This window comes from Polaribacter sp. Z014 (assembly GCF_023555435.1).
GTDB lineage: Bacteria > Bacteroidota > Bacteroidia > Flavobacteriales > Flavobacteriaceae > Polaribacter.
This window is the reverse complement of record NZ_JALCZP010000002.1, coordinates 196,953-213,583: the sequence shown is the minus strand read 5'-3', so window position 1 is coordinate 213,583 and position 16,631 is coordinate 196,953. Positions and strand designations below refer to the sequence as shown.

Sequence of the window (16,631 nt, the reverse complement as noted above, 5' to 3'; positions counted from 1 at the left end):
AAACATGTTGTAAATTACCTTATAAAGAGTATAAATTAACCTTGTATGGGTAATGTTTGGGTTAAAAATAGAGTTGTTTGGTCTTTAAATTTCTAAGATGTAATTTGTTAAGTTAGAATCATGAGGTAATTCCATCTTTTTTCTTAATCTATATCTTTTAACCTCTACACTTCTTGGAGAAATATTTAAAAGCGGTGCTATTTCTTTAGAAGATAAGTTTAACCTTAAATAAGAACAGAGCCTTAGATCATTTGGAGTTAAACTAGGATGCTTGTCCTTTACTTTCTTTAGAAAGTTTTTATCGGCATTGTTAAATGCCTCTTGAAACATTTTCCAATCATCTGTATTGTTTAAGTTTTTATCAATAATCTTAACAACTTTAGAAATATTCTTCTCATCACCATTAATCAATTCTATTTTTATAGTATTCAAAAAATCATTCTTCTTAATTATATTCATTGTAGAAGTAGCTAATTCCCTATTTTTACTATCTATATCACTTCTTAATTTATCGTTATTTAACTTTATGATCTGTTGTGAACTTTCTAACTCTTTTAACTCTGATTCTTTTTGAGCTTTCTCTAATAATTCTTCTCTTTGCTTTTTATAATATCTTTTTGAAGCAATATGCACCAAATAAAACGCTAGTAATGATAGTAAAACGTAAAGAGCAATAAAAGCATTAGACACATACCAAGGTCTTTTAATTATAAAACTAAAAGTCGCCTCATTTATACTTAATTCTCCCCCAACAATGGCCCTAACTTTAAATGTATAACTACCATAAGAAATGTTTTCAAATAAAACCGATTTAGAATCAGTAGGAATACTCCACAACTTACTTTTACCTAATAAACGATACTGATATTTTATATTTGTTATTTTATTATAATTTGGAACACTATAAAAGAATTCTAAGTTATTTTCATTAGATGAAAACTCTTTTTTTAAAGATAAATTCACCTTAGATTTGGGTTTATCCAAAATAAAACTATTTATTTTATTAATTTGAATGCCAAAACCTACTGGTTTGTTTAAATTATTTAAATCAACGGTAACATAACCATTAGAAGTACCGATAAGATATTTTTCATTTTCGAGATGTATAATATTTTCATAACCATAAGTAGCTCTTGGCATAGAAATAGAAACCGGGATGTTTTTTACTGTTGGCTTGTCACTTAATTTTCCAGGTATTAGATATTTAATATTTTCTTTAGAAAAAGACCAAAGTATATTATTTGATTTACTGAAAGCCAATTCTCCTGAAATAAAGTTGTCTTCAGAAATCAATTGACTATAAATATTATCTCTTTTAAAAATATCGTTGCTTTTATCATATAAAAAAACACCTTTTTTACTTGAATACAAAATTTTATCTTGATAAGAAATTAAACAAGAATGAAGTCCTTTAGTAAGTGATTTCTCTTTATTTATAGCTATTACTTTTTTATAATCTTTATCTAGGGTTAGTTTAAAAACTCCTTTATATTCATGATTCACAAAAAATTTGTTTGAATCATAGTTAACAAAATACTTACTAGAGTTATTAAAACCAGCTACTTTATTTCTTAAACTCCAATTATTATTCTTTTTTTCAAGTATATACAATCCATCATAACAACCTTGAATAATTTTATCCTTATCAATTTTCTTTAACCTCCAAGTACCTTGTTTATTAAATATAAGTTTCGATTTATTTTTTTCAATCAAAAAAGTCCCAGAATCATGTCCACAAAAAAGTGAATTATCAATAATATCTAAACTCCAAACTTGTCCTTGTGTATTATCTATAAGTTTAAAATTGTCTTTAGACTCCTTATTTCTATAAAATAAACCTTGGTTTGTACCTAAGTATAAATTGCCTTCAAAAACTATAGATGAATATACAGTACCTATAAAATCGCTTTTCTTATTATATATTCTAAAAGGAGAATTACTATTAATACAGTTAATTCCATTATCTAAGCCCAACCAAATATTACTGTCTATATCCTCAAAAACAGATAAAAGTGTATTGTTACTTAAACCAGAACCTTGTGTAATTTGATAATTAACTGATCCATTACTGTTTAAATATATAAAACCATCAGAAATAGTACCTAAAGCATAATCATTATTTTTCAATAATTTTGCGCTATAAACTGTTACGTTTTTTAAAATTGATTCTGATGGAGTTTCCCATTTTGAAAATTCGTTACCTTTTAAATAGAAAAAGCCATTTTTTTGGGTTAGAAACAGTAATTTACCATCTTTTTTGAAGATTTCTACAATAACATTTTCTTTTAAAATTTGATGATCAGAAATTAACTTAGGAACACCATTTTCAATTTTAAAGACACCTTTATTTCCTTCTTGAAAATAAATAACACCACTTACTTTTGATAGTTTATGAATCCTAAACTCTGAGTTTATGATTTTAACTTCATTTGTTTCTAAATTGTAGAGATATATTCTTTCTAAAGATTTAAAAAGCACCCAACCATCAACCTCTAAAATATTCCAAATCTGCTCATCTTCTAGCATTTGGATATTTTGCTTCTTTACAATAGAACTAAATACTAACTCTCCAAAATCGTTTTTTTGCCAAAAACCAAAATCCATAAAAAATCCTGTATAAATTTTATCTCCTAAAACTTTTACAGACCTCATTATGGTTTCATTAGGTGTTGGGTACAATTGCCAAATTGCACCATTAAACTCTAATAAACCTTTATTATTGGCTATATAAATAAATTTATTATCAGATTGTGATATTGCCCAATTTTGGTTTTCAGCTTTATAATCTTTAGCTGTATAAGTATTAATTGGTGGTAATTCTTGAGCAATACTTGAAAAAGAAATAAAAAGAAATAAAAAAAGGACTCTATACATAAATTGGTAACTCAATGTTGAGTTACCAATTTACGTTAAATATCACAAAACTAAGATAAAAACTATTACTTGTATGGTTTTTGTATAGGTTAAACAACGTTTGTAATTAATAGAATTAAACTTTTTCTTAGAGCATAAACAACTTAATAACATGGAAATAAGCGGAAATTCATAACTTTAAAACCACAAATAATACCATTGACTTTTATCATTATTTTAAAACTACAAAACAAGCAGAATTTTTATACAGTTGTATAGAAGATACCTTAATGAGAATTATACAAAAGAAATTAGTTATCTGCAAAAGTATGATGAATTTAAAAAATACTTAGATAATCATTGTGAAATGCTTGATAAAATAGTTGCAATACTTGTTCTCTTAAAACTTATTTAAGTTAGAATAATACTGTCTATCTCTAATTTAAAACCTTCTGCTCTTTTATTTCCAATTAAAAAAGCTATTTCTTCAAGACTTTCTTTAGCATAATTTGGCTTTTGTAATTTATTACCTCTAAATGTAGGATACATATCTGATAATAATATTTCAATATCTTCCCATTCATTAGACGTTTCAAAAAAAGAAATATAAACATGATCATCAGAAAACCTGCTTCTTAATCTAAATTGATACCGCTTTCCGTCTCCTTTAACTTTTATAATAATTTTAGAATACTTTTGAGTTTTTACCGCATCAAAACGACACCTCAACAAAGAAAAACCTCCGTTATTTTCTAAGGATACATTTCCTTCAAAAACACAATTTCCTTTTTCATTAAAAAAGTAACTACCTAAGGAATTCCCTCCCATAACAGCATCATTAATAATTTTCCAATTATCTGGACTGTTCTTTTCTAAATTAAAAACAACTAACGATTCCATATCTTTTGTTTTAAAGCTTTAATAAATATACTTCTCCGTTTTTTATATGATTTTCTTTCTTTTCATCAGGCATTTTATCAAACATTCTAACCAACATTCCTAATCTTGGATTCGACAAAAAGAAATCACGATGTGTATCCATAAATCGCCAAAAAAGACCATCCCAAGTGGCTTGCCAATCTCCCTTTTTATAGTTGCTCATTTTCATTAGATAATTACTACCACTAATATAAGGTTTCGTAGCCATTAAACCACCATCTGCAAACTGACTCATTCCATAAATATTAGTTACCATAACCCAATCGTAAGCATCTATAAACAGCTCCATAAACCACTTATATACTTCATCTGGATCAAATTCACACAACATCATAAAATTACCTAATATCATTAGGCGTTCTATATGATTACAATATCCTGTTTTTAATACTTTCTTAATCGTTTGATCAATTGGAGAAATACCTGTAGTTCCGTCGTAAAACGATTTTGGAATCTTCTTCGTGAATTTCCAAAAATTAGTAGTGCGTTCTTCACTTCCTCTCGATTCGTAAATACCTCTTATAAACTCTCGCCAACCAATAATTTGTCTTACAAATCCTTCTGTAGAATTAATAGGAACGTTATTTTCTTCAGCATACACCAAACAAGTATCAATTATATATTTAGGCGTTATTAAACCAACATTAAGCATTGGCGTTAACACACTATGGTTTAATATTGAATTTTCAGAAACGATAGCATCTTCATACATTCCAAATTCCATAAAACGTTGTTCAAAAAATTGAATTAACCAGTCTTTACTCGTTTTAAAACTTGTTGGATATAAAGCATAATCCGTCAAACTTCCTAAATTCTTTGAAAAATTAATATTAACATATTCTTGCGCCTCTTTAAAATATCCATCAACATCAGGAAACTGAATTGATGGAGGTGTTTTTTTTGAAGGGTATTTTTTTCTATTCTCAGCATCAAAAGTCCACTTTCCTCCTGTTGGTTTCCCATCAGGTTCTAAAAGAATATTTCTTTTTTTACGTTGCTCCGTATAAAAAGTGGTTTGATGATATTTCTTTTTATCCTTTCTAAAGAAAACTTGTAATTCTTCTTTCGAATTTAAAAACAAAGGCGAGTTATAAACTGTAGTGCTAATATTTTGTTCTAAACATCCTTTTTCTATTCTTTTCTGAAGCCAATTATCCGTAGGATCTATATAATTAATATGTTCAATTCCTTTTTGCTTCAAAGCAGGAATCAATGCTCTAATATCGGAAATTTCTGTTATTGCCTCAATATAATGAACATCAACATTTTTTTCTTTCTGAAGAAAATCAGCATACCGTTTCATAGTAGCTCTATGGAAAGCTATTTTCTGTTTATGAAAAGAATACTGCCTAAAAAACAAATATTCTTCTACTAAATAGACAGGGGAATCTATTTGAAAAATTGGTGATTCTTCAAATAATTGATGTGGAAATATTAAGTTGATTGTTTTCATTTATTTCTTCTACAGCGTTCGCTACAATATTTTACCGTTTCCCAATTCTTATCCCATTTTTTGCGCCAAGTAAATGGTCGCTTACAAACCACACATATTTTTTCGGGTAGATGCTCTTTCTTCATTCTTAAAACTCAGGCACTTCATCTATTCGTACATACGGATGCTTCGCTACCTTTTTTAAGGAATAATAACTATTTAAACCAGAAATACCGATGCTTTCCGTAGCTTCTAAATCAATATCACCATCCACGATAGCATCATCTGGAAAAATAAGCTGTTCTATTTCTCCTATAACTAACTTCGTTCCGTTATGTTTTATATCAATAGCTTCTACAAAACACATCCCTATTTTAAAATTACTTTCTTTTACAAAAGGCGCCTTAAAATCTTTAATATATTCTTCGGTAAGATTACAGCGCTTAAATTCTGAAATATCTGCATCAAACTTTCCTGAGGTATAATGGGCGTTCTTTATAAAACCTTGATGAATATGATTAATCGTATATACTTCGTTTTCTTGGATATTAGCATACGTATGCCCTACTTCTGCTGTTTGTGGTCTTGTAACAAAACCTAACAATGCTGGGCTACTACCTAAATGAACTATAGAACTAATAATAGCTAAATTACTTTGCCCTTTATTATTTATGGTACCTATAAGGTTTGCTGGTTTTATGCCGGTTACCGAATTAATAATTTTTAATTTAGTTACACGGTCAAATCCTTCTATATCTTCTTTATTGTAAATCATCATTTTCTATTTACGTGCATATTTAAAATTCTATTCTTTTCTTTTTGCACAGCAGGATGCTTTTTATGTCCCCAAATTTTATCTCTTGCTAATCTGGCACTTTCTTGTAAATCTACAATTGGCAACGGGTAATCTTCACCAATAACAACTTCGCAAAAAGTTTGCTCCATACTGGTCATTTTCCAAGGTTCGTGGATGTATGCTATTGGAACATTTGCTAATTCTGGAATCCATTTTTTTATAAAAACACCTTCTGGATCGTGTTCTTCAGAATTTTTTACAGGATTATATAAACGTACTGTATTAATACCTGTAGTACCAGCTTGCATTTGAAACTGCGGATAATGAATACCTGGGTCGTAATCTAAAAACTGTCGTGCCAAATGGTACACTCCATCTCGCCAATCTTGATCTAAATTCAATGTTAAAAATGAAACGACCATTGCTCTCATTCTAAAATTAATCCAACCTGTTTGTTCAACGGCACGCATACAAGCATCAATTAATGGAAAACCAGTCGTACCTGTTTTCCACGCTTTAATAAATGTTTCATTTTTTTGATGTACTAATAACTCATACCCTTGGTTAATACAAGCCGTTTCATACCTGCATTCTACCTCAAATTTTTGAATAAAATGACAATGCCAATGCAAACGTGTTAACATTGCAGAAAATGCTTTATCGTTTTTTGTTCCATTAGGATGTGTCCCTACAAACTGAAAAGCTTGCTTTATTGTAATGTTTCCCCAAGCTAAATATGGTGACAATCTGCTACATCCTACTCTACTTTCTGTAGGTTTTGAAATATGATTTTGATAATTTTTGCCTCTTTCTGCTGCAAATGATTTTAAATAACGCCAAGCATTTTGCTCTCCTGCGGGTTGAAATTGTTTTGGATATTCTTTCCATGTTGTTTCTAATGCTTCAGGTAACAAAAAAGGATGTTTCAGCGTTGCTTCTTTAGAGATTGAATAGGTATTTTGAATTACCTGAGTATGCATGGTTATATGCCATTGCTTATTCCAATTATCTCTATTTTTAATACCTCGTAAAATACCGTCACGTTGAAACTCTTGCCAAACTATTTTATTTTTCTTGAAAAATGAATTCATTATTTTATCTCGTTGCCAAGTAATTTGAATTCCACTTTCTTGATAGCTAAAAACATTTTGTACATTAAATTCTTCATTCAAATAATGATACACCTCCAGCGCTTCTACATAAAATACACTTACGTTTCTGTTAAAAGGTTTTAGACTATTATTTAAGGATTGAATAGAATTATAGATAAACTTTAAATGTCTTGGACTGGTATCTGGGTATTCAATAATTGAAGGTTCAAACACATAAATTATTTTGTACGGAATACCAGATTGCTCAGCTTTATGCAAAGCTTCGTGATCTTGTGAACGAATATCTCGTTTTAACCAAACAATATTTATAAGTTGTTTTTTCAATAGATATTTAAGTAAATTAACTCGATATAAAACACGAGTTTTTTAGATATTATTTTTAGCCTTAAAAAATATAGGAATTAAAGACTTTGCTATCAACTTCTTATTAACGTTTACTTATTCTATTCCCCGAAATTGCTTTTTGACGAGAACATTTAAAACGTGTAATATCTGGATTGCGTTTTTTTAAGTGTTTTTGACTAACACCACTATGCACTCGTTTACGCCAACGCTTAAAACTAGATTCTTTTAAATTACCTCGCATTACCAATATCACTTGCTTTTCTGGTAAGCCAAATTGAAATTCAATCGCTTCAAAAGGAGTTCTATCTTCCCAAGCCATTTCTATAATACGGTCTAACTCCCTTTCTGTAAATTGTTTTGTATCTAATTTCATATTATACCTTTTGCCAAATTTGATCGGCATTTAAATAAAAACTTCCTAAAGAATTAAAACGACATTCATTTGGAGCTATAATTGATAAAAAAGTTTTTTCGTTATCTCTTTTGTACAAATGATATATTTCTCCAAGAATAGGTTCAAAAGTAAATTCTGCATCAAAAATCATTTTATTATACTCATACTCCTTCATCATATTTTCATATTCAGCTTTTAGTTCTAAATACTTCGATTTCATTTTATGATTCACCTTATTAATGCTTCTGTTTTTCCAAGCTATACTATCAGAAGTTGTTATTACCGGAGCACTAACAGAAGTTGCGTATGGCTTTAGCGAAGCATCATATTTTTGCGTTTCTGTATTAAAAACTACATTATCTGGTTTTTTATCTTCTTTCATCATTCTTAAAGAAATCTAAACATTTAATTTTTCAAGTTGCTTCATGATTTCTTCTGCTTCAACTATTTTACCATCGCTCTTTTTTCTATCTACAGTAGATAATGAATGCGCTTGTTTTAACAATTTCTCATATTTATTCTGTAATTTTTCCTTTGCTGATTTCTTTTTAAATATTCCGAACATCTTTATTTTTTTGTAAAGATACAAAATGTTTAACATATTCTATATTTAGTTAAACAAAACTATTTCTAAAGTAATTTAGATATATAAAAACCGATGCTTTTATATTCGTTTTATCACAGTAATTAGTAAAGTGATTATCTAATAAAGTTTAAAGTTCATATAATCTCACAGTTTATCAATCAAAGTATTTAATTGATATTTCCGAAACCATATAAAGTTAAATATTTTAATTAAACCAGTCTTAATAAGTCACCTATCTAAAAAGAAATTTATTAATTTTATAGAGTTTCTAAAAAAATAGCGAGGTGCAGCTTAGTCGATGTCGGGAGCGGAATAGGTTTTGAAGATTCTTAATAAAATATAAGAAACTACCAAGAGTAAGATTAGAATAACTAGAGTCAACTTAAAAAATATTTGTACATTTATTCACTTAACTATAGCTAAAAGAATAGAAATGTGTACTACTTTAATAAAATAGCCACAAACCCAATAGAATACGTAAATATCACCTATTGTATTGATAATTCAAACACTAATTATCAGTTCGTTATTTTTAAATCATATTATTAAGCAAAAAATGAAATGTCCTTGTAATCCTTCAAAATTATATGCTGATTGTTGTCAGAAAGCCCACATTAATATTAAAAGTGTAACTACTCCAGAAGAATTAATGCGTTCTAGGTATAGTGCATTTGTGATGGCTAATATTGACTATTTACTAAAAAGTCATCATAGTAAAACAAGACCATCAAATTCTGAAAAAAAAGAAATATTAGCTTGGACAAAATCTATAGAATGGGTAAAATTAGATGTTTTAAAATCCACAGAAAACACGGTCGAGTTTAAAGCTTTTTTTTACGAAAATGAATCTTTAAATGTAATACATGAAAATTCCTTTTTTGTAAAACAAAATAATTATTGGGTCTATAAAAGTGCTTTATAAAAAATATAATATGAAGTTATTCACCTCATATATCTATAGTTTACATAGAAATTACCATTAAAAAAGCGTTTGTCTTTTCTAATTTAGAGGCTCTATAATTAAAGGTTTAAATACTGAAAAACTTCTTGTCTTTTACGTGATGAGATCGTTACTTTATCGTTATTAATCATCAAAAAATATTCCTTTTTATAAGTAGATGCAATATGATTTTTGTTTATTAAATGCGATTGATGACATCTAACAAAATTATTACCTAAAAGATCTTCATAGTACTTTTTGATTTTTCATTATTTTCTATGGCTTTTCTAAAATAAGTTAAGGATTTTTTATCATCGTCTTTAACTCTATTGTAATTATTATGGTAATTCAACTATTTCTAAGTAAAATAATCACAATAAATTTAAAGTAAACTTAATTAAATCAAATATTAATTTTATTTACATATTTATTTACATATGGCTTAACAAAAAAAACATTTGTTACCCTTAAAAGCCTTAAATATATGAACATTTGTATAATAAATTTAAAACAAAATAATATGAAATTCAATTTACTTGGCAATTGGAAACTCAAAGTTTATTATTTAACATGTCTGTTAATTTTTAGCTTAAGTACAATGCAAGCTCAAACAACTTCTATAAAAGGAGTTGTTACTGGAGATGGACAACTCCTACCAGGTGTTAGTGTTCTTGTTAAAGGAACCACTAACGGTACGGTAACAGATTTTGATGGTAATTTTAAAATTAGGGCAACACCTAACAGTGTATTGCTTTTTAGCTACCTTGGGTTTGCCATTAAAGAAATTAAAGTAGGAACTAAGACAACAATTAATGTTATTTTAAAATCTGATGTTGATTCTTTAGATGAAATAGTTGTAGTTGGCTATGGTACTCAAAAGAAAAAAGAAGTTACAGGAGCTGTTGCTCAAATTAGTTCTGAAGAAATTGGAAAAATGGCCTCTCAAGATTTAGGAGCTACTTTACAAGGACAAATTGCAGGTGTAAATGTTACTGCTAGTTCTGGAGCACCAGGTTCCGATTCAAACATACTTATTCGTGGTTTAAGTTCTGTAACCGGTAATAGTTCTCCTCTTTATGTTGTTGATGGTATACCATATAGTAGTGATCCCAAATTAAGTATGAGTGAAATTGAATCGATTGATATCTTAAAGGATGCTGCCTCTTCTGCAATTTATGGTACTCGTGGTTCTGGTGGGGTAATTTTAATTACAACAAAAAAAGGAAAAATTGGACAAATGAAGATTTCTGTTGATGGATATCGTGGAATCCAAAATATTACTTCTGGGACAAACTTAGTAAATGTTGAAGAAGATTTATATGTAACATTTCTTTCCAAAAACACTTTAAACGGAACTACATATGGAAATAGCTGGACACCAATTGAATATAACCCTCAACAATTGACAAATAACTCAGATTTAAGAGATATTGTAGAAAATGACAATGCTACTATTGAAAATTATAGTTTAAGTATATCTGGTGGTAAAAAGGGTTTATCTTATAACGTCGTTGGAAACTTATTTAGTCAAGACGGTATGATTATTAACTCAGGTTATGACCGTTTTAATTTAAGAGCAAACACTCAATTTAACAAAGGTAACTGGAAAGTAAATACAGGATTGGGGTTCAGAATCGAAAACCAAGAATATGCAGCATATAATTTAATTTTAGATGCCTATAAATTTCACCCTTACCAAGACAAAATTGACCCCAACCAAGAAACAATTGAAACCTCAGGACCAGGAAACAGTGTTGAGGCTTTAAATAGAAGTAATTTAGCTCAAAAATTTCAACAAACAGATGTCCGTGACGGAAATCAATTTAATGGAAATATCAATGCTGAATATAAAATTAATGATTATTTAAAATTCACATCTAGAGCAGGTATAGAATATGGAAATGACAAACGTGTTAGAATAAATCCATTATTTAAAGCTTATGACGGAGATGGAAACGTTATACCAACATCTACAAGGTCAGGTACTTATAACTACAGTAGTAGTGCTACTAAAAAAACGTGGGATAACTCATTAGATTTCAATAAAAAATTCGGAGATCATCAAATAAAGGCATTGCTTTTATATTCTTCTGAAAAATATACATTTACATCTTTTTATGCTCAAAAATTCGATTTATTAAGTAATGATATTACGGTATTAAATGGAGCTACTTTAGATCCCGCAGCTGGTTCTGGTACAGGATGGGGACAAGATAAAACAACTTCCTTGATTGGTATGTTAGGCCGTTTACAATACAATTACAAAGGTAAATATCTGTTTAGTGCTAGTGTACGTAGAGATGGTTCTTCAAGATTTTCAGAAGAAAATCGCTGGGGTATATTTCCATCGGCATCTGCAGGATGGAATGTTTCTGATGAAAATTTTTTCAGCCCTATAAAAGACGTCGTAAATTCTTTAAAACTTAGAGGTAGTTATGGTACTACTGGTAACCAAGGCTTCCTTGATTACAGTAATGCTGCAACTATTACGTTATCTCAAGATTATGTTTTTGGAGCAGAAGAAAATGACAATTTAGCTTTAGGTGCAACACAAACAGCATTTGCAAATAAAAATATAAAATGGGAAACTTCTAAACAGACTAACATTGGTTTTGATTTTGGATTCCTTAAAAATAGATTAAAATTTAGTGGAGATTTTTATAAAACGAAGAAAGAAGATATGTTATTCCCTTTATTATTACCACCAACAACAGGAGCTGGTCTTAATAAAACTGTTATTCTAAATGTTGGAGATATGGAAAACACAGGTCTTGAATTTGCTTTAAACTATAGACATAAAGGAGACCTTACTTGGAGTGCTGGAATAAACTACTCTCATAATGAAAATATTGTTACAAAAATGAGTGGAGCTAACAAAATTGCCTACCTTGAAGGAAGTAAAGTTGTAAACTCTAATAGTGAAGATTTAGTATCCGTTTTGGCAGAAGGATATACCGCTGGTTCATTTTTCTTAATTCCTACAGATGGAATCATAAAAACAGAAGAAGAGTTAAACGAATATAAAAATCTTTTCCCTGGTGCTAACTTAGGAGATTTAAAATATATTGACGCTTTAACTGTTGACACTGATGGCGATGGTATTCTTGATGCTGGAGATGGAGTAATAACAAACGATGATAGAGTTAATTATGGTAGTGGAACACCTTCTTTTGAAATGGGACTAAATTTCTCTTTAGAATATAAGAATTTCGATTTTTATATGCAATGGTACACTTCTCAAGGAGCTGAAATTTTAAATGGTAATAAAGCTTTTACCTATAAATATGCAACCAATAAAGATTTAGTTTATCAATGGACTCCACAAAATACTAGTTCTAATATTCCAACAAATAGAGGTCGAGATCACTATAATTATAGAGGTTATACAGATTATTGGCTTGAAGATGGTTCTTTTATAAGATTAAGAAATGTTAATCTAGGATACACAATAACAAATAGTTTTTTAAAAAAAGCCAAAATTAATAAATTACGTATTTACATTACTGCTCAAAACCCACTTACTTTTACTAAATATACAGGATTTGATCCTGAAGTTGGTAATAACGGTTTAAGTACCAAAGGAATTGACAAAGGTAATTATCCTGTTAGTTCTCAATATAAAATGGGTATTCAACTAGACTTTTAATCAAAAAACATATAATAATGAAAAAAATATTTAATAATAAAATTGCAATTGTGATGCTTATAGCCCTCTCACTAATTGCATGTGATAAAGAGTTTCTAGAAGAAACAAACCCAAATGAAATTTCAACAGATAGTTTTTGGAAATCTGTTGATGATTTAACTTTAGGTATAAATGCCGTTTACAATACCTTTAAAGATGGTAGTATTATGCTTACTGGAGATGAAACTGTAAGAGCAGATTTAGCATACCCTGGCTACGGTAGACCTAACACCACAAATGAATATTACCTTAAAACTTTTAATGATGCTTCTACTTCTGTAAATAATAAATGGCAAGCTCTTTACAAAGGTATTTTTAGAGCCAATCAAGTTATTGAGGCATGTGATCGATTAATGGGAACCTTGGGATCTACCCAAAAAGAAAAAAGTGCTTTAGAAATTTTAGCTCAGGCCAAATTTTTTAGAGGCTTATTCTACTTCTATCTTCATAATTCATTTAATCAAGGAGCCGTTCCTATTTTTAATTTTGTTCCAGCTACCGAGTCAGATTTTTATCAACCTATAAGTACCGCAGAAACTGTTCGTGATTTTTATATTGCCGATTTAGAATTTGCAAAGGAAAATTTACCTGCAACTTGGGAGCTTTCTAATGATAAAGGAAGAGTGACTTCTGGGGCAGCAACAGCTGTGTTGGGAAAAAGTTATTTATATGCAAAAGACTATGTTACAGCAAAAGAATACTTTAAAAGTGTAATTAATGATTTTGACTATAGCTTAACACCTAATATTGGAAGTAATTTTACCACTGCTGATGAATTAAATAGTGAATCTATTCTTGAGATTAACTACTCCCTTAATTATAAAGCTGAAATTAACCCATATGCTGCAGAACAAACTTCAAGCTTACTTAACTTTACATTTTCTTCTGCTCAAACAGGAGGATACAGATCTGTATACCCAGCTTGTTGGTTAATTATGGAGTATAAGAACGAAAAATTAGATTATAGTGATGAACGTAATTTAATTACAGAAGAAGATGGAACCGTTAGATTAAGAGATTACTCTTTACGTACTTCTTATTCAATTGCCTTAGTTGATGATAGAGATCTCGAATACTATGGAGCTACAACAGCTCAAAAATCAATATTTAACGGTAAGGAAACTGCTTATTGGAGAAAATACACAAATTGGGACATTACTGATAACGAAAAAAACATATCACAATCTACACCTAGATCTGGTGTAAATGTGCGCGTTATTCGTTTGTCTGATGTACTTTTAATGTATGCTGAATGTTTAATTGAAGGAGGAAATAATGATGGTGGAGTTGATGAAGCTTTATTAGCAATTAATAAAGTAAGACATCGTTCTGCTGTTCAATTATTAGGATTAAACCTAACAGGAGATTACCCTGCCAATGACCATGATAATATATCATATACAGCTCAAAGCTTAATGCACCACTTAATGTATATTGAAAGACCTTTAGAATTATCTGCTGAAGGAATGGCTATTCGTGTAATGGATTTAAGAAGATGGGGTATTACAAAACAACGTTATCAAGAATTATCTTTAAAAAGATACAATGTTAAAGATTATGATTTTGTTGATCTCAACGGAAAAAATCAAACTAGATGGGGATCTGTTTTAATAGAAACAGATGAAGCTGATTCACACCCAGACTTAAATGAATTTGAACAATCAGCAGAAAATTATAATGAAGCTGAACACGGATATTGGCCAATTCCAAATAGCGAAGTTGTAGCAAACCCAAATTTGTATAACAACAAATAAAACGATATTCTAAAATTAGAATTCAATTTATTAGATAGTAGTAATTTTGTAAAATATAAAAATATAAAAATGAAAAATAAACTAATTTTAATGGCACTGTTACTAACATGTGTCTTCATTGGATGTGAAGATGATGATTATGACGCCCCTAACTCTCTTTCAGATATAGGATGGTATACTAGCTTATTAAGAGCCGAAGAATTTAATATAGGAATTAACGATTATATTTCCTTTTCAGACCTTTCTCAAGGAACCTTAGACCATACTTGGACCATATCACAAGGCTCTTATTTCTTAGAAGGTCCTATTAAGAGAAACGATACTCTATATGATCAATATATAACCGATACTATTTCTTTAAAATCTACTAATAAAACAATTCACGTTTTATTTAAAAAATCTGGATTACAAGAAATTAACCTTTACAACACCTTCAAAGATTCTGTAACATTTAAAGGTGTTAAGGGAATAACTGACGTTGTTCTCCCTTCAAAAAGAATTGAAGACAGATGGGTAATTGATACAACTTTTGTTGTAGATGTATATGATACCATTGTACCCGCAATGAGAATTGAACAACATGGTGTTGTCGTTCCTCATGAAAGTATTTTAGATACTATTTATGTTGAAGCAGGTGATAACATACAATTATTTGATTTAACAACTATTGGACGTCCAAACACTTGGTCTTGGAAAATTGGTGATCAATATTCTAATGGACAAGAATCTACCATGGTCCTTAAAAAGTTAGGTACATTTGTAGGACAATTTACAGCAAGTAGAACGGGACAAAACATCCCTGGAGATTTTGAAACGTACAAAATTCCAGCTATTTTTAAAGTAATACCTTCTTCTCAACCATTTATTATTGCAGGTAAAATAAAAGAACTTAAAGATGAAACTTTACAAGTTCCTTTTAATGGTGAATTTACTTCTTTTGAAAATAAAGAACAATTTTTTACTGTAAAAGTAAATGATGTTGTGTTCCCTGTTGCTTCTGTATCAATAAATAGTGATGATGCTACTATACTTGACTTAGTGTTACAAGATCCTATTTATAGACCAGATATAATTACAGTAACTTTAGAACCAGATTCTGGTTTAGAATCAACAGACACCAGAACACCTGTACCCTTTACAGATTCTCCCGTAGAAATGCATAATGTTAATTTATGGGATGATAATATATATGGTTTTGAAGATAATGCAGAAAGTTGGATTACATCAGACGGTCCAGGCGGTACTTATTCAACAGAACAAGCTTCAAAAGGATCGTACAGCATGAAATTGACAAGTGATGATGGTTGGTCAAGAATTTCAAGTGAAAACTTCCCTGTTGTTGTAGAAGGCGGTAAAACCTATACAATTTCTTGGAAAGTTTGGGTTGACCCTGCTACAACCGTTAATAGTTTTGGTCCATGGTTCTACTTCTCCGGAGGAAACCAACAATTCTGGACTTCCTTAAAAGACGTCCCTAGAGGAGAATGGGTAACAATGTCTAGAGATTATGACGTAGCTAATACTGGCCCTACTTATTTTGCTTTCAGAATTAATAAAACATCTGTACTTTATTTAGATGAAGTTCATATTGTAGAAACGGAGATTAGACCTTAACTCATTTATATTACTATTTTAAAAGCCTGTTTGTAAATTCAAACAGGCTTTTTTTTATATGTATCTTTATTTTTTCCCTAAATAAAACATCTGTGGTAGTCATTATTTAAATTAATGTCGAATTTTATACTTCCATAAATTAAATTAAAATGACCCATAGAATTCTTTTTCTTTGTTTAAT

At 29.5% G+C, this 16,631-nt stretch carries 14 protein-coding genes; 4 read left to right on the top strand and 10 right to left on the bottom strand.

The genetic code is table 11. The features are described 5' to 3' along the window. Window positions 1-84 precede the first annotated feature (84 nt). The 9 genes from MPF19_RS04240 to MPF19_RS04200 form a co-directional block, all read right to left on the bottom strand. The gene (locus MPF19_RS04240) at window positions 85-2,874 is read right to left on the bottom strand and encodes a helix-turn-helix and ligand-binding sensor domain-containing protein (RefSeq protein WP_249986922.1); all 2,790 of its coding nucleotides are present in this window, start codon (window positions 2,872-2,874) and stop codon (window positions 85-87) included. Between the two features lie 390 nt (window positions 2,875-3,264). Continuing rightward, entirely contained in the window at window positions 3,265-3,753 is a 489-nt protein-coding gene (locus tag MPF19_RS04235) for a CIA30 family protein (RefSeq protein WP_249986921.1), read from the bottom strand. 10 nt (window positions 3,754-3,763) lie between these two features. Continuing rightward, on the bottom strand, window positions 3,764-5,245 hold the full coding sequence (locus tag MPF19_RS04230) for a cryptochrome/photolyase family protein (protein ID WP_249986920.1): 1,482 nt from the start codon (window positions 5,243-5,245) through the stop codon (window positions 3,764-3,766). After that, window positions 5,242-5,370 carry a DUF2256 domain-containing protein gene (locus MPF19_RS04225; protein WP_203393047.1) on the bottom strand — a complete coding sequence of 43 codons (129 nt, stop codon included), beginning with the start codon at window positions 5,368-5,370 and terminating at the stop codon, window positions 5,242-5,244. The genes MPF19_RS04230 and MPF19_RS04225 overlap by 4 nt, the downstream gene beginning before the upstream one ends. 2 nt (window positions 5,371-5,372) lie before the next feature. Next, window positions 5,373-5,999, bottom strand: coding sequence for a flavin reductase family protein (locus MPF19_RS04220; RefSeq protein WP_203393153.1), 627 nt, complete (start codon window positions 5,997-5,999; stop codon window positions 5,373-5,375). Continuing rightward, complete coding sequence (locus MPF19_RS04215; RefSeq protein ID WP_249986919.1) at window positions 5,999-7,456, bottom strand: cryptochrome/deoxyribodipyrimidine photo-lyase family protein; 1,458 nt, start codon at window positions 7,454-7,456, stop codon at window positions 5,999-6,001. The genes MPF19_RS04220 and MPF19_RS04215 overlap by 1 nt, the downstream gene beginning before the upstream one ends. 103 nt (window positions 7,457-7,559) lie before the next feature. After that, window positions 7,560-7,850 carry a TIGR03643 family protein gene (locus MPF19_RS04210; RefSeq protein WP_203393049.1) on the bottom strand — a complete coding sequence of 97 codons (291 nt, stop codon included), beginning with the start codon at window positions 7,848-7,850 and terminating at the stop codon, window positions 7,560-7,562. A 1-nt stretch (window position 7,851) separates the two neighbouring features. Continuing rightward, window positions 7,852-8,253 (bottom strand): DUF2452 domain-containing protein, encoded by a 402-nt coding sequence (locus MPF19_RS04205; protein WP_249987095.1) that lies wholly within the window; start codon window positions 8,251-8,253, stop codon window positions 7,852-7,854. Between the two features lie 15 nt (window positions 8,254-8,268). After that, complete coding sequence (locus MPF19_RS04200; RefSeq protein WP_249986918.1) at window positions 8,269-8,436, bottom strand: Lacal_2735 family protein; 168 nt, start codon at window positions 8,434-8,436, stop codon at window positions 8,269-8,271. Between the two features lie 577 nt (window positions 8,437-9,013). On the opposite strand from MPF19_RS04200, the gene MPF19_RS04195 reads away from it, so the two are divergent. Then, entirely contained in the window at window positions 9,014-9,379 is a 366-nt protein-coding gene (locus tag MPF19_RS04195) for a YchJ family protein (protein ID WP_249986917.1), read from the top strand. A 98-nt stretch (window positions 9,380-9,477) separates the two neighbouring features. Here MPF19_RS04195 and MPF19_RS19465 read toward each other — a convergent pair whose 3' ends face one another. Next, on the bottom strand, window positions 9,478-9,660 hold the full coding sequence (locus MPF19_RS19465; protein ID WP_502924994.1) for a LytTR family transcriptional regulator DNA-binding domain-containing protein: 183 nt from the start codon (window positions 9,658-9,660) through the stop codon (window positions 9,478-9,480). A gap of 335 nt (window positions 9,661-9,995) precedes the next feature. Here MPF19_RS19465 and MPF19_RS04190 point away from each other — a divergent pair, with 335 nt between their 5' ends. The 3 genes from MPF19_RS04190 (at window position 9,996) to MPF19_RS04180 (ending at window position 16,450) form a co-directional block, all read left to right on the top strand. Next, window positions 9,996-13,043, top strand: a complete 3,048-nt coding sequence (locus MPF19_RS04190) for a SusC/RagA family TonB-linked outer membrane protein (RefSeq protein ID WP_249986916.1) — start codon at window positions 9,996-9,998, stop codon at window positions 13,041-13,043. A gap of 17 nt (window positions 13,044-13,060) precedes the next feature. After that, window positions 13,061-14,836: a RagB/SusD family nutrient uptake outer membrane protein gene (locus MPF19_RS04185; RefSeq protein ID WP_249986915.1), complete on the top strand. Its 1,776-nt coding sequence runs from the start codon at window positions 13,061-13,063 to the stop codon at window positions 14,834-14,836. Window positions 14,837-14,905: 69 nt separating this feature from the next. After that, a complete protein-coding gene (locus MPF19_RS04180) occupies window positions 14,906-16,450 on the top strand; it encodes a hypothetical protein (protein ID WP_249986914.1) in 1,545 nt (514 codons plus the stop codon). Window positions 16,451-16,631: the final 181 nt, after the last annotated feature.

Excerpts from the sequence above, each read along its gene's own strand:
- MPF19_RS04190 (WP_249986916.1), top strand. The coding sequence starts at position 9,996 with ATGCAAGCTCAAACAACTTCTATAAAAGGAGTTGTTACTGGAGATGGA.
- MPF19_RS04220 (WP_203393153.1), bottom strand. The coding sequence starts at position 5,999 with ATGATTTACAATAAAGAAGATATAGAAGGATTTGACCGTGTAACTAAA.
- MPF19_RS04185 (WP_249986915.1), top strand. The coding sequence starts at position 13,061 with ATGAAAAAAATATTTAATAATAAAATTGCAATTGTGATGCTTATAGCC.
- MPF19_RS04180 (WP_249986914.1), top strand. The coding sequence starts at position 14,906 with ATGAAAAATAAACTAATTTTAATGGCACTGTTACTAACATGTGTCTTC.
- MPF19_RS04200 (WP_249986918.1), bottom strand. The coding sequence starts at position 8,436 with ATGTTCGGAATATTTAAAAAGAAATCAGCAAAGGAAAAATTACAGAAT.
- MPF19_RS04210 (WP_203393049.1), bottom strand. The coding sequence starts at position 7,850 with ATGAAATTAGATACAAAACAATTTACAGAAAGGGAGTTAGACCGTATT.
- MPF19_RS04235 (WP_249986921.1), bottom strand. The coding sequence starts at position 3,753 with ATGGAATCGTTAGTTGTTTTTAATTTAGAAAAGAACAGTCCAGATAAT.
- MPF19_RS04240 (WP_249986922.1), bottom strand. The coding sequence starts at position 2,874 with ATGTATAGAGTCCTTTTTTTATTTCTTTTTATTTCTTTTTCAAGTATT.
- MPF19_RS04205 (WP_249987095.1), bottom strand. The coding sequence starts at position 8,253 with ATGAAAGAAGATAAAAAACCAGATAATGTAGTTTTTAATACAGAAACG.
- MPF19_RS04195 (WP_249986917.1), top strand. The coding sequence starts at position 9,014 with ATGAAATGTCCTTGTAATCCTTCAAAATTATATGCTGATTGTTGTCAG.
- MPF19_RS04230 (WP_249986920.1), bottom strand. The coding sequence starts at position 5,245 with ATGAAAACAATCAACTTAATATTTCCACATCAATTATTTGAAGAATCA.
- MPF19_RS04225 (WP_203393047.1), bottom strand. The coding sequence starts at position 5,370 with ATGAAGAAAGAGCATCTACCCGAAAAAATATGTGTGGTTTGTAAGCGA.